Here is a 20215-nt window from a genome sequence, read left to right on the forward strand (position 1 = left end):
CCTTCGAGACGTCGCTGACCAAGCTCGGCCTGGACTACCTCGACCTGTACCTGATGCACCAGCCCTACGGCGACGTGTACGGCCAGTGGCGCGCCTTGGAGGCCCTCCACCGCGAGGGCCGGGCCAAGGCCATCGGCGTCGCCAACTTCTACCCCGACCGGCTCCTCGACCTCATCATCAACAACGAGATCACCCCGGCGGTCAACCAGATCGAGACCCACCCGTTCATCCAGCGCGCCGACTACCAGGAGCTCATGCAGGACCGGGTTGGTGAAGAGGTTGTTCTTGCCCTCGGCGAACCCGACCCATGACTGGATCTGGACCCGGTGCTCGCGCCGAGGCACCCGCGCGCGAGGATCTCCGCCCCGACGACTACGACGAGACGGTGGCCCGCAATGTCGTCGGCGTTCCGCGGGGCTGAACCCAGTTCTCAAACGACCCAGTCTTGCAGTGCCGTGCCCCGTGGGACAGGTGGGGAGAGGGGCCCCCTCACACCCTGGCTCACCATTCCCTGGCACAACACGCCCTGCCACACGGCTGGTTGACCTACCAGGCTGAGCGGAAGCCGAAATGCCATGAGGGGCAGCGGTGAACCTCCGTCGTGGGCTCACGCCGATCAGCAAGTCCCCCACCTTCCTCGTGTCGAGAGAGTGAGCATGTCTACCGAAACTTCCGAGTCAGCCGCGTCTCCCCCCACCCGACCCCCGTCCACACCGTCGCGTCGCACCTTCATCGCAACGACCTCCGCGGCCGGCGGTGTCATCGCCGCGGGCGGTCTGGCGGCAGGTCCGTCGCTGCTCGGCGTCGACGAGGCCGCTGCCGTCGAGACCTCGCCCGGCAGCCGCGTCTCGTTGACCGTCAACGGCAAGCGGCACACCGTCACGGTCGACAACCGCACGTCGCTGCTCGACCTGCTGCGTGAGCACCTCGGCCTGACCGGCTCGAAGAAGGGCTGCAACGCCGGTGCCTGCGGGGCTTGCACGGTTCTGGTCGACGGACGCCGGATCAACTCCTGCCTCACCCTTGCGGTGCGCCTGGAGGGCGCCGAGGTCACCACCGTCGAGGGTCTGGCCAAGGGCGATCAACTGCATCCGCTGCAGCAGGCGTTCATCGACCAGGACGCGTTCCAGTGCGGCTACTGCACGCCGGGCCAGATCGTGTCCGGCGTCGGCTGCATGCAGGAAGGCCACACCGGCTCCGCGGAGGAGATCCGGGAGTGGATGAGCGGCAACATCTGCCGCTGCGGGTGTTATGTGAAGATCGTGCGCGCGGTCGAGCAGGCCTCGGGCCGGAAGTGAGTGCCGATGTATCCCTTCTCCTTCACCAAGGCGCCCAGCACGCGCGAGGCTCTCGAGGCAGGTCGGCGCGGCGGCCGTTACATCGCCGGCGGGACCACCCTGGTCGACCTGATGCGCGAGACCGTCGAACGCCCCGAAACCCTGGTCGACATCAGCGGACTGCCGTTGCACGAGGTCACGGTCACCGAGCGCGGCGGCCTGCGCATCGGCGCGTTGGTGACCATGAGCGAGGCCGCCGCCCATCGCAAGGTGCGCACCATGTATCCGGTCATCTCGCAGGCATTGGAGCTGAGCGCGTCGGCACAGTTGCGGAACATGGCGACCATCGGCGGCAACATCATGCAGCGCACCCGCTGCACGTACTTCCGTGACGTGACCGCCGACTGCAACAAGCGCGAGCCCGGCTCCGGTTGTGCCGCGCGCGAAGGGTACAACCGCACCCACGCGATCCTGGGCACCTCCGAGGACTGTGTGGCCACCCACCCTTCCGACGTGGCCGTCGCCTTCGCCGCTCTGGACGCACGGGTGCATCTGCTCGGCCCGGACGGGGAGCGCGCCGTCCCCTTCGCCGACTTCCTGCTCCAGCCCGACCACACCCCGAGCCGCGAACAGGCCCTGAACAACGGCGAGTTGATCACCGCCGTGGAGATCCCGGCCTACCCGCGCCCACTGAAGTCCGGCTACCTGAAGGTGCGGGACCGCCAGTCCTACGAGTTCGCCCTCACCTCCGCCGCCGTCGCCCTGCACGTCCGCGGCGGCCTGATCCGCGAGGCCAAGGTGGCCGCCGGCGGCGTGGGGACGGTGCCGTGGAAGCTGCCGGCCGTCGAGCGAGCCCTCATCGGCGAACGCCCCTCGGAACGACTCTGGGCCCGGGCGGCCGCGTCAGCCGCGGACGGCGCACGCCCGCTGGCCCACAACCGCTTCAAGGTCGAGCTGCTCAAGCGAACGGTCGAACGCCAGCTGCGCATCGTAGGAGACAACGCATGAGCCCCCAGCCGCAGGCAGCCGTAGGCGCACCGCTCTCCCGCGTGGACGGACGACTCAAGGTGACAGGGCAGGCGAAGTACGCCGCCGATCACGAGCCCGACGGGGTGGTGCACGCCGTCGTGGTCGACAGCAGTGTTGCTCTCGGTCGGATCACCGGCATCGACACCCGGGCCGCCGAAGCCCAGCCCGGCGTACTGAGGGTGATCCACCACCGCAACGCCCCCGAGCTGCCGTACGGGCCCAATCCGGGCTCGCTCAACCTTCCGGGTGAGCGGCTGCGCGTCTTCCAGGACAACCAGGTCCGCTTCCACGGCCAGCCGGTCGCCGTCGTCGTGGCGACCACCCTGGAGGCCGCCCAGCACGCGGCGAGCCTGGTGAAGGTCGGCTACGACGCCGAGCGGCCCGCCACCGACCTCACCGACGCCCCTGCGGCGGGCGAACCCAGGACCTACGCACGTGGCGACGCGGAGGCGGCCCTGCGCGACGCCCCCGTCCGGCTGGAGATGACGTACCGGCCGGCCCGCAATCACCACAACGCGATGGAGCTCCACGCCACCGTCGCCCAATGGGACGGCGACCGGCTCACGTTGTGGGACAAGACCCAGTGGGTGCAGAGCCCGCGCGACGAGATCGCCGCAAACTTCGGCATTCCGGCGGAGTCCATCCGCGTCATCTCGCCGTTCGTCGGCGGCGCGTTCGGCAACGCCGCGCGGGCCTGGCCGCACATCACCATCGCCGCCCTCGCCGCCCTCGAAGTGGGCCGCCCGGTCAAGCTCGTCCTCACGCGCAAGCAGCTCTACTTCGGGGTGGGCTACCGGCCGGCATACGAGTACAAGGTGCGCCTGGGCAGCGACCGCCGCGGACGGCTGACCGCAATGACCCACGAGCTGCGCGCCGAGACGTCCAGTTACGAGACGTTCACCGAGCGTGGCGCCGTCGCCCCGGGGCAGATGCTCTACACGACCCCCAACGTCAGCCAGACGCACCGGACGGTGCCGCTGGACGTGAACACCCCTACCCCCATGCGCGGCCCGGGCTACTCCACCGCCGCCTTCCCCATCGAGAGCGCACTGGACGAACTCGCCCACGAGCTCCGCATCGACCCCATCGAGCTGCGGCGCCGCAACGAACCCGAGAACGACCAGTCCAGCGGGCGGCCGTTCTCCACCCGACGGCTGCGCGAGTGCTACACCGTCGGCGCCCGCGAGTTCGGCTGGAGCCACCGCAACCCCCGGCCGCGCTCCACCCGCGACGGCGACTGGCTGATCGGCACCGGCATGGCCACCGCGGTCTACGACACCCTGCGGGCCCCGGGCCAGGCCCGGGTGCGGCTGGATGCCGACGGCACCGCCCTGGTCGAGTCCTCGACCAGCGACATGGGGCCCGGCACGTACACCTCCATGACGCAGGTCGCCGCCGACGCCCTGGGCCTCACGGTCCGCAACGTCACCTTCCGGCTCGGCGACACGAACATGCCCACCGCCCCGCTCCACGGCGGCTCGCTCACCATGGCCAGCGTCGGCTCCACCGTCCAGGACGGCTGCGACAAGCTGCGGCAGCAGGCGATCAAGCTCGCCGTCGAGGACGAGGATTCACCGCTGCACGGCGCCGACGCCGACGACATCGTCGTACGGAACGGCCGACTGCACGTGAAGAACAACCCCGCGCGCGGGGAGACCTACCGGCAACTCCTCGCCCGTAACAACCGCCCGCATCTCGAGGCGGACGGCTCCTGGACCCCAGGGCAGTCCCGGTCCTCGATGTACGCCTACGGCGCGGTGTTCGCCGAGGTCGGCGTGGACGCCCGCCTGGGCCTGGTCCGAGTGCGGCGGATGCTCGGCGTCTTCGACGCGGGCCGGATCATCAGCCCCAAGCTGGCCGACAGCCAGGCCATCGGCGCCATGACCGGCGGCATCGGTATGGCCCTCCTCGAGCACACGGTCACCGACCACCGTGACGGCCGGATCGTCAACGCCAACCTGGCCGACTACCTGGTCCCCGTCAACGCCGATGTCCCCGACCTGAAGGCGATCTACGTCGACGGCCGGGACGACGAGGCCGACCCCCTCGGCGTCAAGGGCCTCGGCGAGGTCGTCCTGGTCGGTGTGGCACCCGCCATCGCCAACGCCGTCTTCCACGCCACAGGGCGACGGGTGCGGGAACTGCCCATCACCGCTGAATCCCTGCTCTGAGCCGAGCCCCGGGCAACGGTCGGTGAACCCTCACCGCTGCCCGGGCCCCAGAGCCGTCCCTCCCGGAGACCTCACCGATGTTGAACATCGCGGACACGCTGCACACCTGGTGCCGCGAGTCCCGCCCCTTCGCCCTCGCCACCGTCGTCCAGGTCAGCGGTAGCGCACCCCTGCCCGTCGGCACCGCGCTGGCCGTGAACGCCGACGGCAACGCGGTCGGCAGCGTGTCCGGAGGATGCGTGGAGGGCGCCGTCTACGAGCTGTGCCAACACGTACTCACGTCAGACGAACCCCCGACCCGGGCACGCTTCGGCTACTCCGACGACGACGCCTTCGCCGTCGGCCTGACCTGCGGCGGCGAACTCGACGTCCTGGTGCAGCGGATCGACCCCACCGACCAGCCCCACCTCACCGCGGCCCTGGACGAGGTGGTGTCCGGCCGGCCCGCCGCCGTGGCCCAGATCATCGACGGGCCCGAAGAACTCCTCGGCCGCACCCTGAGCGTCACCGGCGGCGACAGCACACACGACGCACTCACGGGCGGCGAGGACTGGGAACGGGCGGTCGCGGCACAGGCCCGCGCACTCCTGCGAGCGGGCCGTACCGGCCGGGTCGAGGTCGGCGGAGATGCCGCGACCTGCCCGGAGAAACTGTCCGTCCTCGTCCACACCCACGCGTCCCGCCCCCGGATGCTGATCTTCGGCGCCGTCGACTTCGCCGGTGCGCTCAGCGAGGTCGGCCGCTTTCTCGGCTACCGGGTCACGGTGTGCGATGCCCGCCCCGTCTTCGCCACCCCCGCCCGCTTCCCGCACGCCGACGACATCGTGGCCGACTGGCCGCACCGCTACCTCGCCGCCACCGACGTGGATGCCCGGACCGCCGTCTGCGTCCTCACCCACGACGCCAAGTTCGACATCCCCCTGCTACGCCTGGCACTGAGCCTGCCCGTGGGCTACGTGGGCGCGATGGGCTCACGCCGCACCCACACGCAGCGCGTGGAACTACTGCGGGAGGCCGACGTCCCGGAAGAGCACCTGGCCCGCCTGCATTCCCCGATCGGCCTCGACCTCGGCGCCCATACTCCCCAAGAGACGGCCATCTCCATCGCGGCGGAGATCGTCGCCCACACGCATCGGGGCTCGGGTACGCCTCTGACCTGGAGCACAGGGCCCATCCATCACCCCTTGACGGCCCGGCGAGACGAAGGACCTTCGATTCAACTCGTGGGGCATGGTGGATCGCCTCTTTCGTCGAAGCGCTTCGATTTGCCGTGACCATAGCGACGGGTAACAGCACCCACAAGAGATCGAACAAAGGCTTTTTATGATGTTAAGTAAGTCTAAGTAAGCACCTTTGAGGCTCTGTTGACATGCCAGCGGTGCGCATGCAAGCTTTCGAAGCGCTTCAACAGTATCTGGCCGTGCGGTCCGCTTACGCGGTGCCGCGCCCTGTCGCCGACTGCCGCACGCCCGAGGGGTTGCCCGCTGTGAGTACCGCTTCCGTGCCTGCCGACCCCGCGCGGACGATTCCCCGCGGCGTACTCCCCCCGACCACACTCCCCAGGACGGACATGGCGTTCTTCGACAATCCCGTAATACCCGGCTTCAGCCCGGACCCGAGCATCTGCCGGGCTGGTGACGACTACTACGTGGCCACGTCCAGCTTCGAGTACGTACCAGGCGTGCCGATCTGGCACAGCCGCGACCTGGTCCACTGGCGGCTGATCGGACACGCCCTGGACCGGCCCTCGCAGCTGGAACTGCCCGACACGGCCCCTTCCTCCACGGGGGTGTACGCGCCTACGCTGCGCTACCACGACGGACGGTTCTGGCTGATCACGACCGTGGTCGCCGGGGCAGGCAACGTCCTGGTGACCGCCGAGGACCCCGCGGGACCGTGGTCGGATCCCGTACCGGTCGGCGTTCCGGGCATCGACCCCGACCTGGCGTGGGAGGAGGACGGAACCTGCTGGTGCGTGTTCTCGTCGGGCGGCATCCGCGGGGTCCGCATCGACCCGAAGTCCGGCGAACTGCTGGGCGAACCGGTGCCGATGTGGTCGGGCAGCGGACTGCAGTATCCCGAGGGACCGCACCTGTACCGGATCGGCGACTGGTGGTACCTGCTGCTGTCGGAGGGTGGCACCGAGCGCGGGCACGCACTGTCGGTGGCCCGGGCCCGTACGCTGCCGGGGCCCTTCGAAGCTCACCCGGCCAACCCCGTACTGTCCCACCGCAGTACCAACCATCCGGTGCAGAACACCGGCCACGCCGATCTGGTGCAGGCGCACGACGGAACGTGGTGGATGGTGCTGCTGGGTACCAGGCCGCGCGGCGACACCCCGATGTATCACGGGATGGGCCGGGAGACCTTCCTGGTACCGGTGCGGTGGGAGGACGAGTGGCCGCTGCCCGGGCCGCTGGAACTGCGTACGCAGGCTCCGGCGCTGCCGCCGCATCCCTGGCCGCCGGAGCCGGACCGGGACGACTTCGACTCCCCCGCGCTCGCGCCGTGCTGGGTGTCGCTCCGACGGAGCGACCCGGAGGCCGTCCGTCTCGACGAGCGGGCGGGCCATCTGGTGCTGCACGCCCGCGCGGACAGCCTCGACAAGCCCGGTGCGCTCTTCGTGGGACGACGGCAGCGCGACCCCGACTGCACCGCGCGCACACTGGTCGAGGTCGGCGACGACGGCAGGGGCGGACTCGCGGTACGGCTGGACGAGGCGCACCACTACGAGGTGGAGGTGGCCGACGGCACGGTCCGCGCGGTCGCCAGGATCGGCCCGCTACGTCACGCTGTCGCCGAACGGTCCATGCCCTCCGGCCCGGTGAGGCTGCGGATCGACGTCACGACCTCCGACATCCTGCCGCCTACGGTCACCTCCCGCGACCCGGCGGCTCCTCCGCCGCCCGGCCTCCGCGTCGGCGGCCCCGACACCCTCCGCCTGGGTTACGAGACGGACGACGGCCACTTCGAGATCCTCGCCGAACTCGACGGCCGCTACCTCACCACCGAGGTCGCCGGCGGCTTCACCGGCCGTGTCTTCGGTATATACGCCACGCGGGGCAGTGCGGCCTTCGACTGGTTCGATTTGCGGTCCACCTGACAGGTGCTTCCCGACCCCGGCCGCGCTCAACCGGCGGTGCGGCCGGGATGCATCTGCACGACCACGATCGAGTACGCCGGTACGGTCTGCCGCGCCACGCTGCTTGCGATGGCCGACCCGATCGTACGGGCGATCTTGAGGTACGAGTACGCGCTCGGGGTGTCCGTCGACCGAGTGAACTCGCTGTAGGACAAGGTGACTTGGGCGTCGTCGGCGGGGTCCTTGCCGATGAGCATGACGTCCACGTCGCCGTCGGCCCGCCGGACCGCGTGCACAGTGAGCAACGATGTCGAACTGGCGGCCTGGACCAGCTTGATGATTCCAGCTCCTGCTCGGGCCGGACCAGGGCCAGCCCCTTCTCATATCCACCGCCACCCCGGGCACGGAAAGTCACGAGAAACTCGCCCTGCTCGCCGTGCTGGGCACCGACCAATTCGCCGCCGACACCGAGTGACACCACCCGCGGCGTCAGCCACGTCCGTCATGAAGACCGCCCGGGCCGGGCCCGGCCACCACGACGAGACCGGCCAAAGGGGCGCCGGCCCCGGTCACCGTCCACCGTGACGCGGGCGCCGACACACCAGGGCAGAACGCAAACCGGGGGCGCTCGAAGCACCCGAAAACCACCTCAACTACCCTGCAGAACAGAGGGCGTTCAAGGTGATCCGGGTCATTTCCGGACCGAGTCGCCATCCCGGCCGTGCCCGTAGAGCCATCGCCCCAGCATCTGCCCCGGAACACCATCAACCACCCCGCCACCCAGCACTAGGTGCCGGTGCGGCCCGCGTGGAACGGGCCGCACCCGCCTTCGACACCGGGCCGAAGACCTTGACGGCCAGGCCCCGGTTGCGCGCATGAAGCGCTCGGCATCAGCCGTCACCGTCACGTGCGTGCGTGCGCGTGACGCCGCTCCGGCAACACAGCACCGGACCCCTCATTCGCCCAGGTCGGGTGCGACGCTCCGGAAGCCGTCGCACCGGTCTTCGCACCGGAGGCTTTCCTGCTGATGCCGCGGCCGAACGCGAGCGCTGTGAGCCCGCAGACGCTCCACAGAACAAGGACACCAAGGGGGCCGGCGCTGCCGTTGCCGTCAAAGTACGCGGTGTCGCGAAGCAGGCTGGCTCCGGCGCCGGGGGGCAACCACTGGCCGACGTAGTCCACTCCCGTGGGGAGCATCTCCGGAGCGGAGCTGGCGCCGGAGAAGGGGTTCCCGACGAACACCATGAGCGCGGCGCTGAGCCCGAGAGCCGCCGGCCCGAGGAGTCGGATCAGCCCGGCAGCGGTGGCACTGATGGAGACCAGGACGAGCGACAGGACCGCCCACGTGGCCACGTGATCGTGGGGCAGCGCCCCGAGAAAACCCTGGGCCACGAGATAGGCACCGAAGCCCGCGACGGCGCAGGCGACGAGGAGTGTCAGCACTCGGTGCGACCGGCGCTGCAGGCCGCGAGCTGTCGCGACAAACGACCCGATCAGGATGCCGCAGATCGTGAGCGGGAAGACCGCCGAGCTGAACACCACGCCCTTGGGGTCCTCTGCGGCGACAGGCACCACGTCGAGTGCCCTCACGTGGACCTCCGACGGGGACTTGACACCGTCGGCCTCCTGCTCGCCGGCCTTCTGCCGACTGGCCTTCTCCTGGGTGCCCTTCTGCCGGTCGGCCTTCTGCTCGGCTGCCCTCTCCTGGGCGGCCTCCTGCTGGGCGAGCTTCTGCTGGGTGGCCCGGTCGGCCAGCTGCTGTCCGACCTGACCCAGAAGCTGGGCTACGGAGGGGCTGGCGGCAGAGGCCTGCAGCACGGTGATGTCGTCGGATGCGATGACGAAGGCGCCATAGACGTCCCGGTCCTCGATCGCCGACCGCGCGGCCTGCTGGTTGGGATAGAGGCGGAAGTCGAACGCGCCGGGCTTCTCGTGGACCAGCCCCTCCACCGCGCGCTGGCTGGCTGCCCCGGTGCCCACGATCCCGACCGGGACATCGCGCGGCGCGGACCGCCCCGCCGGCCAGGCGAACATCATCACCACCAGGGTGATCACCAGGGGCAGCCCCACGGCGGCAACGGCCACTTCCCGCCATGCCGGGTGTCTTGACAACGGGCTCCTCACGGTCAGCCCTCCTATAAAAAAAGAAATGATCGTTCTCTTAATCCCCAGTCTGACCTGCCACACAAGGGGACGTCAAACGGAACGTTCGTTTTACTTTTGCTAGGATGACCCCATGCCCAAGGTCACACAGCAGTACATGGACGCCCGCCGCGAGCAGATCCTGGACGCGGCGCGCCGCTGTTTCCTCCGTGACGGTTTCCACTCGGCCTCCATGCAGGACCTGTTCGCGGAGGCGGGGCTGTCTGCGGGCGCGGTGTACCGGCACTTCACCAGCAAGGACGAGATGATCCTCGCGATCGCCGAGGAGAACATGCGCGATGTGCTCGACATAACGCTCGCCGTCGCCACGAACCAGCAGGACCAATCCATCGGGGCGGTCATGGCGGAACTTCTCGACGTGGTTCGGGCCAAGTCCGCCGACGGAGACCTGGCCGGGCTCGCGGTTCTGGTCTGGGGAGAGGCCATGCGTAACGGCTCGCTGGCTCGCAAGCTCGATCAGCTCATGGCCCGCATGCGCGCCGACCTGGTCATGTTGGTCCGCGACCACCAAGGCAACGGCGGCATGCCCACAAGCGTGACGGCCGAGGCGATCGCTTCAACGATGATCTCCGTCCTCCCGGGCTACATACTCCAACTGGCGCTCGATCCGGCTGTTGTGGCCGAGGTGCCTGACGCAGTGCGGGCGTTGTGGCCGGAGCCGGCCGGGGAGCGCTGAGCGGTCTCGCCGCCTCGCGATCCAGCAGCACCAGTCGGTCGACATCCGTCCGTGTTGGCGTAGGTCTGCTCGAGCCGGACGGCGAAGTCGTCCACGTAGAGGAACGCTCCCGGCTCAAGCAGGGCGCCGAACTGCCGACGGCGAGGCAGTGACCGGCCGCCGCCGTGGCCTGCCCATCCGTACGGGCCTGCTTGAGGGCGCTCTGAAGGCGGCGCCCGCCAAGACCGTCATCCCCGGCCGCGGGTCCGACGGTGCACTCGGGCCTCCCAGGGGGCGAGCGTGAGGGTGGAGGGCAGCCGGCCGGTGCCGGAGACGTTGGCGATGACGGTCTCGGCACCCTCCCAGTCGGCCGGGACCGGGACGGAGGCCGGGCTGCCACTGAAGTTGCCGAGGACGAGCAGCTCCGTGGCCCGGTACCGGCGTGTGAACGCGTACACCTGCTCGTCGTCGGGCATCAGCATGGTGAAGTCACCATGGGCGACGACCGGTTCGGTGTGCCGCAGGTCGATCAGCCGCCGGTAGTGGTGGTACACCGAGTCAGGGTCGGCGACGGCCGCCGCCGCGTTGATCTCGACGTGGTCGGGGTTGACGGGCAGCCATGGGAGGCCGGTGGTGAAGCCGGCGTTCGGACCGGCGTCCCATTGCATGGGGGTGCGTGCGTTGTCGCGACCGGCCACCCGGAGCGCGGACAGGATCTGTTCGGGGTCGGCCCCGGCGGCGACGGCCTCGGCGTAGTGGTTGAGCGACTCGATGTCGCGGAAGTCGTCGAGCCTTTCGAACGGGGCGTTGGCCATGCCCAGTTCCTCGCCCTGGTAGATGAACGGGGAGCCCCGGTGCAGATGGAGGACAGTGGCGAGCATGGTCGCCGAGCGGACGCGGTGCTCGGACCGGTCGTCGCCGAAGCGGGAGACGATCCGCGGCTGGTCGTGATTGTTCCAGTAGAGGCTGTTCCAGCCGGTGCTGTTGAGCCCGTCCTGCCAGGCGCCGAGCGAGGCCTTGAGGTCGGTCAGCCGCAACGGCCTGACGTCGAACCGGCCTTCGCCACGGTCGAGCCCGACATGCTCGAACTGGAAGACCATGTCGACCTCTCGGCGCTCGGGGTCGGTGAAGCGCTTGGCCTGGTCCACCGTCACCCCGGGCATCTCACCGATCGTCAGGATCCGCTCCGTTCGGCCGGCGAAGACCTCTCGGTGCATCTCCTGCAGGAACTCGTGGATGCGGGGGCCGCACAGGTAGTGCGGTGAGCCGTCGCCGTACCGGGAGCCGTTGCGGACCTCACCGTCCGGCAGGCCGGGGGCCTTGGAGATCGCGTTGATGACGTCCATCCGGAAGCCGTCCACACCGCGGTCCAGCCACCACCGCATCATGGCGTACACGGCCTGCCGGACCTCGGGGTTCTCCCAGTTGAGGTCGGGCTGCTTGCGGGAGAACAGATGCAGGTAGTGTTCGCCGCTCGCCCGGTCCAGCTCCCAGGCGGAGCCGGAGAAGAAGGAGCCCCAGTTGTTGGGCTCCGCGCGCCACCAGTACCAGTCCCGCTTCGGGCTGTCCCGTCCGCTGCGTGACTCGAGGAACCACGGGTGCTCGTCGGAGGTGTGGTTGACCACGAGGTCCATGACGAGCTTCATGCCGCGCTCGTGGACGGCGGCGAGCAGGCGGTCGAAGTCGGCAAGGGTGCCGAAGACCGGGTCGATGTCCTGGTAGTCGCTGATGTCGTAGCCGTTGTCGTCCTGCGGGGAGGGGTAGACGGGCGACAGCCACAGGACGTCGACGCCGAGACCGGCCAGATGGTCGAGCCGGTCGATGATGCCCGGCAGGTCGCCGATGCCGTCGCCGTTGGAGTCGGCAAAGCTCCGGGGGTAGATCTGGTAGACGACGGCGGTCTTCCACCATGGGGTTTCGGTCGTCACTTCAGCGCACCTCTCATCACTCCGGAGATCACCCAGCGCTGGGCGAAGAGGTATACGAGCAGCATCGGTGCAAGCGCCATCAGATAGGAAGCGAAGGCGGTGGTGTAGTTGGTGTTGAACTGGCTCTGGAACACGTACTGGGCCAGGGGCAGGGTGCGGGCGTCCGGGCTGGACAGCACGATCAGCGGAAGCAGGAAGTCGTTCCACGCCCACAGGCAGGTCAGGATGCCGACCGTGGCGTTCATCGGGGCGAGCAGCGGGAAGATGATCCGCCAGAAGATCGTCCAGGTGCTCGCCCCGTCGGTTCGTGCCGCCTCCTCCAACTCCCGTGGGATCGAGCGGAGATAGCCGACATACAGGAAGATGTTGAAGGCGAATCCGTAGACCACGTACAGCAGGATCAGGCCGAGTTGGTTGTCCAGGTGCAGCAGGGCCGTCTGCTTCACCACCGGCAGCATGATGATCGGGAACGGGACGAAGAGCGCCGAGACGAAGTACAGGTACAGGCCCTTGAACAACCGGCGGTGCAGGTTGGCGGAGATGGCATAGGCGACCAGGGAGTTGGTCAGCAGCGTCAGGATCACCGCGCCGACCGTGATGAGGGCGCTGTTGAGGGCGGCGTGCGGGTAGTCGGTAAGCCGCCAGGCGTCGGCGAAGTTGGCCCAGCGGACGCGGTCGGGGAGTCCGAAGCCGGAGCCGGTGAGCTGGTCGGGGGTCTTGAGCGCGGTGACGGCGGTGAAGTAGAGCGGGATCAGGACGGTCAGTGAGAGGACCGCCATCAGTGCGGTGAGCCACCAGTTGACGCGCGGGCGGCTCGGGTGGAGCGGGAGCTTACCGGCCATCAGTTGCTCACCTCACGGCGCTGCAGGATGCGCAGCTGGACGATGGAGACCAGGACGATGACGGCGAAGTACACCACCGCGTTGGCGGTCTGGTAGGCGTACTCACCGCCTTGGAAGCCGTTGGTGTAGATGAGGAAGGACACCGACTGGGTGGAGGTGCCCGGGCCGCCACCGGTGAGAGCGACGATCTGGTCGAAGACCTGCAGGAAGTTCTTGAGCGAGAGCACCATGTTGATGGTGAGGAACGGCGCGATCAGGGGCAGCGTGATCGCGCGGAACCGCTGCCAGGGCCCTGCGCCGTCCACCGTTGCCGCCTCGTACAGCTCGGCAGGGATGGTCTGCAGACCGGTCAGATAGATGATCACGTTGAAGGCGACGGCCTGCCAGACCGCGACGACGACGATGCCGAGCCAGGCGTGGTCCGGATCGGCGAGGACACTGCCGGCCAACCAGTCGACACCGAGCTGCTTCCCGAGATACGGCAGGGAGTTGGAGAACAGGTAGTTGAAGATGTAGCCGACGATGAGTATCGCCAGGATGTTGGGGACGAAGAACACCCCGCGGATCGCCGTGCGGAATTTGATCCTCGCGTTGAGCCCGAGCGCGATGGCCAGGGCGATGACGTTGGCGAGGACGGTGGAGACCAAGGCGAACTGGAAGGTGAAGACGTAGGAGTGCCAGACCTTCTCGTCCTGGAAGAGGTTGAGGTAGTTCTTCAGGCCGATGAACTTGTAGGCGCCGTAACCCGTGTAGTCCGTGAGGCTGTAGTAGATGCCCTGCAGGACCGGGACGGTGTGAAAGAGGAAGAACAGGACGAGCGCCGGCAGGACCATCCAGTAGTAGCTGCGGGCCGTCCGGGGTCTGGAAGGTCGCTCGGAGACGACTGCCATGGGAACCTCCGTGGAGACGGTCAGTTGTGTCGGGCCTGGTACTTGTCCCACTCGCTGTCGAGCGCGCGCAGATAGCTGTCGCGCCGCCCGTCGAAGAGGAACTGCTGAGTGACAGAGTCGAGTTGGACGGACAGCGGGATGCGGTGGTCGCTGAACGCGACGATCCGGCCGCTGTCGAAGTACGGCCGCAGACCGGCCAGAGCCGGGTCCTCGGGGCTGCTCCCCTTGAGCGTCGGGAACGCCAACTGCTCGGCCGCGTAGGCCCGCATGACCGCGGGGCGCATCAGGTACGAGATGAAGGCCATGGACTCGGCGGGGTGCCGCGGCTTGCGGCCCATGGTGACGGCCACGTCCACGCCGGACACCAGCCTGGTCGCGGAGGCGTCGTCGGTGACCGGCAGGGCGAAGGTACCGATCTCGAATGCGGGCTTGAAGGTCTTGATCGCAGGGATCGCCCAGACGCCCTGCAGATACATTGCTGCCTTGCCCTGGGCGAACGCCTGGTTGCCGGCGTTGTAGTCGCGGGACGGCGTGTCCTGCTGGGTGTAGCGGTAGAGCTGGGCCAGCTTGTCGGCGACCGGGGCGTAGGCCTCGGCGAAGGTGGTGCGGCCGGCCAGGCGCTCCTGGAAGAAGGTGTCGGGCGGCTGGAGGTTGGAGGCGAGGGTGTTGAGGGGCGGCAGACACGTCCACGCTTCCTTCAGCGCGCCGTAGAACGGGGTCACCCCGGCGGTGTGGAAGGTCTCGGCAGCGGCGAGGAGCTCGCTCCAGGTGGTGGGGACGGCGACGTCGTGCTCGGCGAACAGGTCCTTGTTGTAGATGACCCCGTCGGCGTTGGAGGCGAACGGCAGCCCGTTGGCTTCGTGGGGCGCCCCGGTGCCGAGGCCGTCGAGGACCTTCTGCACGGCCGGACTGATGCCGGCGGCGGCCTCGTCACCGGAGAAGTCGTGGAACACTCCAGCCCGGGCGATCTCGCCGAAGACGCTGTCGCCGTTGAGAGTGATCACATCGGGGACGTCGTTCCTGACCAGGCGGGCGCGCATGGCGGTCGCCGGGCTCGGCACGTTGTTCTGGACCACGCGGATGCCGGGGTGTTCCGCCTCGAAAGCCTTGATGATCTTCGCGAAGGTTCCTACCGCCTCCGTCTTGAACTGGAAGAAGTCCAGCGTCACGCGGTTGCCGGAACCGTCGGCCGAGGTGTTGTCGCACGCGCTCACCAGCGTGCTGGAAAGCCCGGCGGACAGCCCTGCGGCGAGGAACGTCCTGCGCGCTATCACGGATGTCTCCTGCTCATGGATGTGTCCTGCTCACGGATGTGTCCTGCTCACGGATGTCTCTGCTCACGGATGTCTCCTGCGAGCGCGACGGTTCAGATCCGTCGCGCTTCGACGAGTACCAGGCGCTCGGGGTAGAGGGTGGGGGCCTGCACGCCGAACCCGGCCAGCGCGCGGCCCGGAAGTTCAACCCCGTCGGCCCACCACGGCAGCACCGAGCTCGTCGGGCCCTCGGCCGTGGCACCCGGTGCGAGTGGCGCGACCCGGTACACCGCGTCGTCGTCGAGGCCCGGAAGCCTGACCCGGCCGGTCGGCGACTGAACGCTGGTCGCGAGCTGGACGAGGGCGTAGACCGCCCGCGAGCGGTCCTCCGCGACCACGCCGTGCACCCACAGCGCGGGGTCGGGGTGGTCGGCTCGGACGACGGTGCCGGCGAACAGCAGGGGCTGTAGCTCCTTGTACGCGGCGACCCAGCGAGCCAGCTGGGCGCGCTCCTCCGCCGTGGCGGTGGTCAGGTCCCACTCGATGCCGAAGTGCCCGAACAGTGCGGTACCGGCCCGGAAGTCCAGGATGTGGGTGCGTCCGGTGGTGTGGGCGACCGGCGAGCCGACATGGGCGCCGATCATCTCGGGCGGCAGCAGCAGGCCGGTCCAACGCTGGATCTGCTGCCGTTCCAGGGCGTCGATACAGTCGCTGGCCCACACCCGGTCGGTGCGCTCCAGCACCCCGAGGTCGACCCGACCGCCGCCGGACGAGCACGACTCGATCTCCAGCTGCGGGTGCCTGGCGCGCAGTTCGTCCATCAGCCGGTAGACGGCCGAGGTCTGGGCATGCACCCCGGCCACGCCGCTCGGGCTGTGCCCGGCCTCGACCAGGTCCCGGTTGTGGTCCCACTTGAGGTAGTCGATCCGGTACTCGGCGACCAGGGCGTCCAGGCGCTCCAAGAGGTAGGCGTACGCCTCGGGGTGGCCCAGGTCCAGGACCTGCTGGTGGCGGGAGAGCGGCGGGAGCCGGTCCCCGGCCGCCATGATCCACTCGGGGTGACGGCGGGCCAGGTCGGAATCGGGGTTGACCATCTCCGGCTCGAACCAGAGCCCGAACTCCATACCGAGGGACCGGACGTGGCGGACCAGCGGGTGCAGCCCGTCGGGCCAGACCGTCCGGTCGACGTACCAGTCGCCGAGGCCCGCATGGTCGTCGCGACGGCCCAGGAACCAGCCATCGTCCAGGACGAAACGCTCGGTGCCGACCTCGGCGGCGGCGTCCGCGAGAGCCGTCAGGCGGTCCAGATCCTGCGTGAAGTAGACGGCCTCCCAGGTGTTCAGGGTGACCGGACGCGGACGGTTCGGGTGGCGCGGCCGGGAGCGCAGATACCCGTGGAAACGGGCGGAGAGCTCGTCCAGCCCGCGCCCGTAGGAGCCGTAGATCCACGGGCTGGTGTAGGACTCGCCAGGGGCGAGCCGCACCTCGCCGGAGAGCAGGGTCTCGCCTCCGCCGAGCAGTGAGACTCCGGCCGGGTTGCGCTCGGCGAGCGACCGCTGGTTGCCGCTCCATGCGACGTGCAGGCCCCAGACCTCACCGGTACGGAAACCGAAGCCGGGCTCGCCCGCGACCTGGACCAGCGCCCCGTCGGTTCCGGTACGGCCGCGCCGGTTCTCCCTCAGGTGGGTGCCACGGGTGAACGCGTGCCGCTGCGGGCTGCGTTCACGCAGATGACGACCGGTGAGGTCGAGCAGCTCGGCGGCCGATTCGGGGACCGGGAGGGTCAGCAGCAGGCCGTCCAGGGTGTAGGTGTCGGCGCCCTGGTTGGTAAGGGTCGCCCGCTGCCGCACCAGACCAGTGGCGGTGACCTCCAGTTCCAGGGCGAGCGCGAGCCGGGCCGCGGCGTCCTCGGCGTCCACGGTGACGCGGTGCCGGACCGGGGCCTGCAGCTCGGGGGTCTCCACGGTCTCGATCGCCCGGACCGCGAAGGCGGTGGAAAAGGCCGTGCCGTCACGATGGCCGGTCAGCCCCGGGGTGCCGAGCCAGCCCGCCGACTGCTCGGGCAGCACACTGAGCGGTACTGGCACGTCCAGGGTGTTCGACATGATCTGGGTGGAATCGGCGGCGACGAGCAGGGCGAGCTGCCCCTGCGTCAACTCACCCAGATCTGCGCCCCAGTGGACGATCCGCGGCAGACGGGTGCCGGTGCAGTCGAGGACGAGGCTGGTGCCGGAAGCACGCAGATGGAGGTGCCCGTGCATGGGGATCCCCTTGATCGGAAGCTATGCGATCGGCCGTCTAGGCCTGATCGGGTGGGGTTAGTTGTATGGCGGAAGTCTCGGCGGGGTCAACCCTTCCGTAACGAGATCTTTCGCGACGGGAAACCGAGCCGAAGCATGCGACTTACTTTTGCTTCAAAACTCATCGGTGTCATGGCAGGATGATCTGCGACAGTCGACCGCCCCGCCGTACGGAGGTCTTCCGGTGCACCCGCCCCCTTCGCCCTGGACGCCGCTGGCGGGGGCCTCGCGTGCCGTCGCCCTGGAGGTGCTCCTGCGCGGCCCGCTCCCGCGGAGCGAGCTGGCCCGCCGGCTCAACCTCTCGGCCGGCAGTCTCACCAGGATCGCCAAGCCGCTGCTGGACAGCGGCCTGCTGGTGGAGGAGGGCACCAGCCACGACGCCCGGAACGGGCGACCCACCAGGCCGCTCGACGTCGTGCCCGCCTCGCACCATTTCCTCGGCGCCAAGGTGACCGGGGAGGCCGTCCACGCAGTTCTGACCAACCTGCGCGCCGAGGTGATCGGAACCGCCGAGGCGGAGCTGCCGGGCCGTACCCCGGCCGACGTGGTGGCCACCGTCCGGCGGCTGACCGACGACCTGACCGTCGGCCTCACCGCGGAGGGCAGGCACATCACCGGCGCCGGCGTCAGCGTCGGCGGTCCGGTCGCGGGCCATGCCACCGTCGTCAAGGCCCCGTTCCTCGACTGGGCGGAGGACGTTCCGCTCGGCGCACTGCTTTCGGACGCTCTCGGCGTCCCCGCGACGGTGGACAACGACCTGCTCGCGCTCACCCGTGCCGAGCACTGGTTCGGCACGGCCCTGGACCACGACCGCTTCGCCGTGCTCACCATAGGCGCCGGCGTCGGCTACGGCCTGGTGATGCACGACCGGGTGGTGGACAGTCCGGACGCCGGAGTCGGGCTGGTGGGCCACTTCCCCCTCGATCCGCTGGGGCCGCTCTGTCCCGACGGCCACCGGGGCTGCGCGGTCGCGATGCTGTCGATCCCCTCGATCCGTGCGGCGATTTCGGTCGGGCTGCGCCGCTCGGTGACGTATGACGAATGCCTGGACCTCGCGGCCGACGGCGACCCGGTCGCGGCCGCCGTGGTCCGGGCTGCGGGCCGCGCGCTGGGCCGGCTGATCGCCGCCGTCGCCAATCTGACGCTCACTCAGAAGATCGTGCTCACCGGCGAGGGCATTCGGCTCGCCGAGGTCGCCCGGGCGGCGATCGACGAGGCGGTCCGCCGCGACCGCGATCCACGGGCCCGTGAACTGTCCCTCGAGATCCAGCCCATCGACTTCAGCGAGTGGGCGCGTGGCGCCGCCGCCGCCGCCATCCAGGGCTACGTGCTGGGCGGCTCGCCTGTCCCCCGCCTGGAGTTCTGACCGGCCGGCGCCGTAGGGCGGCGGCGGCTCGCCTCCTGCTTCACCTGTCGGATCGCCGTCTGTCTGCTGTGTGCAAGCGGAGCAGCACGGTGCACCACAGCAACGGTGTCACAACATCCCGGAGCCCGCCCGACTGCGTCTGAAAGGCACCGCCACCCCGTGCACCTGGGCAGCGGCGGACGTTGGTAACGTCGGGAGTGTGCCGTGCTGGCCGGTACGGTGTGCCGCTCGACCGAGAGAGACGTGATGTCCCCGACGATTCGCAGGGCCGTGATCCCCGCCGCCGGACTCGGCTCCCGTCTGCTGCCCCTGACGAAGGCGACACCGAAGGAGATGCTCCCGGTCGGCGACAAGCCGGTCATCGAGCACACCGTGCGCGAGCTGGTGGACTCCGGCATCACCGACATCACCATCGTCGTCTCCGGCGGCAAGAGCCTCATCCAGGACCACTTCCGCCCCAACCCCGCCCTCGTCGAGCAACTCCGCAAAGACGGCAAGACGGCCTACGCGGACGCGGTGGAGGAGGTCGCAGAGCTGGCCCGTCAGGGCCACATCACCTACCTCGACCAGTACGGTCCGTACGGCAACGGCACCCCCGTGCTGAACGCCGCCCGTGCCTTCGGCGACGAGCCGGTGCTGGTGCTGTGGCCCGACGACGTCTTCGTGGCCGAGGTCCCCCGTGCCCAGCAGCTGATCCGCGCGTATGAGCAGACCGGCTGCCCGGTGCTGGCCCTCCTGCCGATGGACCCCACCGACTCCCAGCGCTATGGCGTGCCCATCGTCAAGGAAGACCTCGGAGGCGGCCAACTGCGCATCACCGGCCTGGTCGAAAAGCCCAAGCCCGCTGCCGCCCCGTCGTCGTACGCGGCTATCGGCGGCTACGTCGTCACCCCGGGCATCGTCGACGAACTGCGCGAGCAGACCCGCCGCTGGTACGAGCACAAGACCGGCGAGGTCTACCTGACCGACGCCATCAACGCCTACGCCTCCACCCGCGCGGTGTACGGGCAGGTCATCAAGGGCCGCTGGTACGACACCGGCAACCCGGCCGACTACATGGTCGCCCAGATGGCGTTCGCCCTCGCCCACCCGGAGTACGGCCCCGTGCTGCGCGGCCTGGTCGCCGAACTCGACGTCGACCCTGCTGCCGCCCTCCGGGGGGAAAACAACGCCTAATGGGAGCTACGGAGCCGGGGAATGCTCGGTTCCGTAGCCGCCAGCAGGTGAGCACTATCGACGCCGGAAGCTGTGACTTCTGA

15 protein-coding genes and 1 pseudogene are annotated in these 20215 nt (G+C 69.3%); 9 read left to right on the forward strand and 7 right to left on the reverse strand.

Annotated elements, in window-relative coordinates:
* From AB0D57_RS43945 to AB0D57_RS43970, 6 genes and pseudogenes are all read left to right on the forward strand, one after another.
* Positions 1-263 (forward strand): annotated as a pseudogene (locus AB0D57_RS43945) (aldo/keto reductase); the annotation flags it as partial.
* A 393-nt stretch (positions 264-656) separates the two neighbouring features.
* The gene (locus AB0D57_RS43950; RefSeq protein ID WP_362087623.1) at positions 657-1298 is read left to right on the forward strand and encodes a (2Fe-2S)-binding protein; all 642 of its coding nucleotides are present in this window, start codon (positions 657-659) and stop codon (positions 1296-1298) included.
* Positions 1299-1304: 6 nt separating this feature from the next.
* Positions 1305-2285, forward strand: coding sequence for a xanthine dehydrogenase family protein subunit M (locus tag AB0D57_RS43955; RefSeq protein WP_362087626.1), 981 nt, complete (start codon positions 1305-1307; stop codon positions 2283-2285).
* Positions 2282-4477 carry a xanthine dehydrogenase family protein molybdopterin-binding subunit gene (locus AB0D57_RS43960; protein WP_362087629.1) on the forward strand — a complete coding sequence of 732 codons (2196 nt, stop codon included), beginning with the start codon at positions 2282-2284 and terminating at the stop codon, positions 4475-4477. Before AB0D57_RS43955 ends, AB0D57_RS43960 begins: the two co-directional genes overlap by 4 nt.
* A gap of 77 nt (positions 4478-4554) precedes the next feature.
* Positions 4555-5751, forward strand: a complete 1197-nt coding sequence (locus AB0D57_RS43965) for an XdhC/CoxI family protein (protein WP_362087632.1) — start codon at positions 4555-4557, stop codon at positions 5749-5751.
* Between the two features lie 296 nt (positions 5752-6047).
* The gene (locus AB0D57_RS43970; protein ID WP_362087665.1) at positions 6048-7580 is read left to right on the forward strand and encodes a glycoside hydrolase family 43 protein; all 1533 of its coding nucleotides are present in this window, start codon (positions 6048-6050) and stop codon (positions 7578-7580) included.
* Positions 7581-7606: 26 nt separating this feature from the next.
* Here AB0D57_RS43970 and AB0D57_RS43975 read toward each other — a convergent pair whose 3' ends face one another.
* Together AB0D57_RS43975 and AB0D57_RS43980 are read right to left on the reverse strand one after the other, a co-directional pair.
* Positions 7607-7855: a hypothetical protein gene (locus AB0D57_RS43975; RefSeq protein WP_362087635.1), complete on the reverse strand. Its 249-nt coding sequence runs from the start codon at positions 7853-7855 to the stop codon at positions 7607-7609.
* A gap of 607 nt (positions 7856-8462) precedes the next feature.
* The gene (locus tag AB0D57_RS43980) at positions 8463-9671 is read right to left on the reverse strand and encodes an ABC transporter permease (protein ID WP_362087638.1); all 1209 of its coding nucleotides are present in this window, start codon (positions 9669-9671) and stop codon (positions 8463-8465) included.
* A gap of 124 nt (positions 9672-9795) precedes the next feature.
* Here AB0D57_RS43980 and AB0D57_RS43985 point away from each other — a divergent pair, with 124 nt between their 5' ends.
* On the forward strand, positions 9796-10398 hold the full coding sequence (locus AB0D57_RS43985) for a TetR/AcrR family transcriptional regulator (RefSeq protein WP_362087641.1): 603 nt from the start codon (positions 9796-9798) through the stop codon (positions 10396-10398).
* 227 nt (positions 10399-10625) lie between these two features.
* Here the strand turns inward: AB0D57_RS43985 and AB0D57_RS43990 are convergent, their stop codons facing one another.
* The 5 genes from AB0D57_RS43990 to AB0D57_RS44010 form a co-directional block, all read right to left on the reverse strand.
* Entirely contained in the window at positions 10626-12305 is a 1680-nt protein-coding gene (locus AB0D57_RS43990; protein WP_362087644.1) for an alpha-glucosidase, read from the reverse strand.
* Positions 12302-13147, reverse strand: coding sequence for a carbohydrate ABC transporter permease (locus AB0D57_RS43995; protein WP_362087647.1), 846 nt, complete (start codon positions 13145-13147; stop codon positions 12302-12304). The genes AB0D57_RS43990 and AB0D57_RS43995 overlap by 4 nt, the downstream gene beginning before the upstream one ends.
* Positions 13147-14037 (reverse strand): sugar ABC transporter permease, encoded by an 891-nt coding sequence (locus AB0D57_RS44000; protein WP_362087650.1) that lies wholly within the window; start codon positions 14035-14037, stop codon positions 13147-13149. The genes AB0D57_RS43995 and AB0D57_RS44000 overlap by 1 nt, the downstream gene beginning before the upstream one ends.
* Before the next feature lie 20 nt (positions 14038-14057).
* Positions 14058-15311: an extracellular solute-binding protein gene (locus tag AB0D57_RS44005; RefSeq protein ID WP_362087653.1), complete on the reverse strand. Its 1254-nt coding sequence runs from the start codon at positions 15309-15311 to the stop codon at positions 14058-14060.
* A 92-nt stretch (positions 15312-15403) separates the two neighbouring features.
* On the reverse strand, positions 15404-17551 hold the full coding sequence (locus AB0D57_RS44010) for an alpha-galactosidase (RefSeq protein ID WP_362087656.1): 2148 nt from the start codon (positions 17549-17551) through the stop codon (positions 15404-15406).
* Between the two features lie 223 nt (positions 17552-17774).
* On the opposite strand from AB0D57_RS44010, the gene AB0D57_RS44015 reads away from it, so the two are divergent.
* Together AB0D57_RS44015 and AB0D57_RS44020 are read left to right on the forward strand one after the other, a co-directional pair.
* Entirely contained in the window at positions 17775-18956 is a 1182-nt protein-coding gene (locus AB0D57_RS44015) for an ROK family transcriptional regulator (protein ID WP_362087659.1), read from the forward strand.
* 246 nt (positions 18957-19202) lie between these two features.
* Positions 19203-20132 (forward strand): UTP--glucose-1-phosphate uridylyltransferase, encoded by a 930-nt coding sequence (locus AB0D57_RS44020; protein WP_362087662.1) that lies wholly within the window; start codon positions 19203-19205, stop codon positions 20130-20132.
* Positions 20133-20215: the final 83 nt, after the last annotated feature.

Origin of the sequence: Streptomyces sp. NPDC048275 (genome assembly GCF_040652275.1) — a bacterium.
Lineage (GTDB): Bacteria > Actinomycetota > Actinomycetes > Streptomycetales > Streptomycetaceae > Streptomyces.

Coding starts and splice junctions, on each gene's coding strand:
- AB0D57_RS43950 (WP_362087623.1), top strand. CDS start 657: ATGTCTACCGAAACTTCCGAGTCAGCCGCGTCTCCCCCCACCCGACCC.
- AB0D57_RS43955 (WP_362087626.1), top strand. CDS start 1,305: ATGTATCCCTTCTCCTTCACCAAGGCGCCCAGCACGCGCGAGGCTCTC.
- AB0D57_RS43960 (WP_362087629.1), top strand. CDS start 2,282: ATGAGCCCCCAGCCGCAGGCAGCCGTAGGCGCACCGCTCTCCCGCGTG.
- AB0D57_RS43965 (WP_362087632.1), top strand. CDS start 4,555: ATGTTGAACATCGCGGACACGCTGCACACCTGGTGCCGCGAGTCCCGC.
- AB0D57_RS43970 (WP_362087665.1), top strand. CDS start 6,048: ATGGCGTTCTTCGACAATCCCGTAATACCCGGCTTCAGCCCGGACCCG.
- AB0D57_RS43985 (WP_362087641.1), top strand. CDS start 9,796: ATGCCCAAGGTCACACAGCAGTACATGGACGCCCGCCGCGAGCAGATC.
- AB0D57_RS43995 (WP_362087647.1), bottom strand. CDS start 13,147: ATGGCCGGTAAGCTCCCGCTCCACCCGAGCCGCCCGCGCGTCAACTGG.
- AB0D57_RS44000 (WP_362087650.1), bottom strand. CDS start 14,037: ATGGCAGTCGTCTCCGAGCGACCTTCCAGACCCCGGACGGCCCGCAGC.
- AB0D57_RS44010 (WP_362087656.1), bottom strand. CDS start 17,551: ATGCACGGGCACCTCCATCTGCGTGCTTCCGGCACCAGCCTCGTCCTC.
- AB0D57_RS44020 (WP_362087662.1), top strand. CDS start 19,203: ATGTCCCCGACGATTCGCAGGGCCGTGATCCCCGCCGCCGGACTCGGC.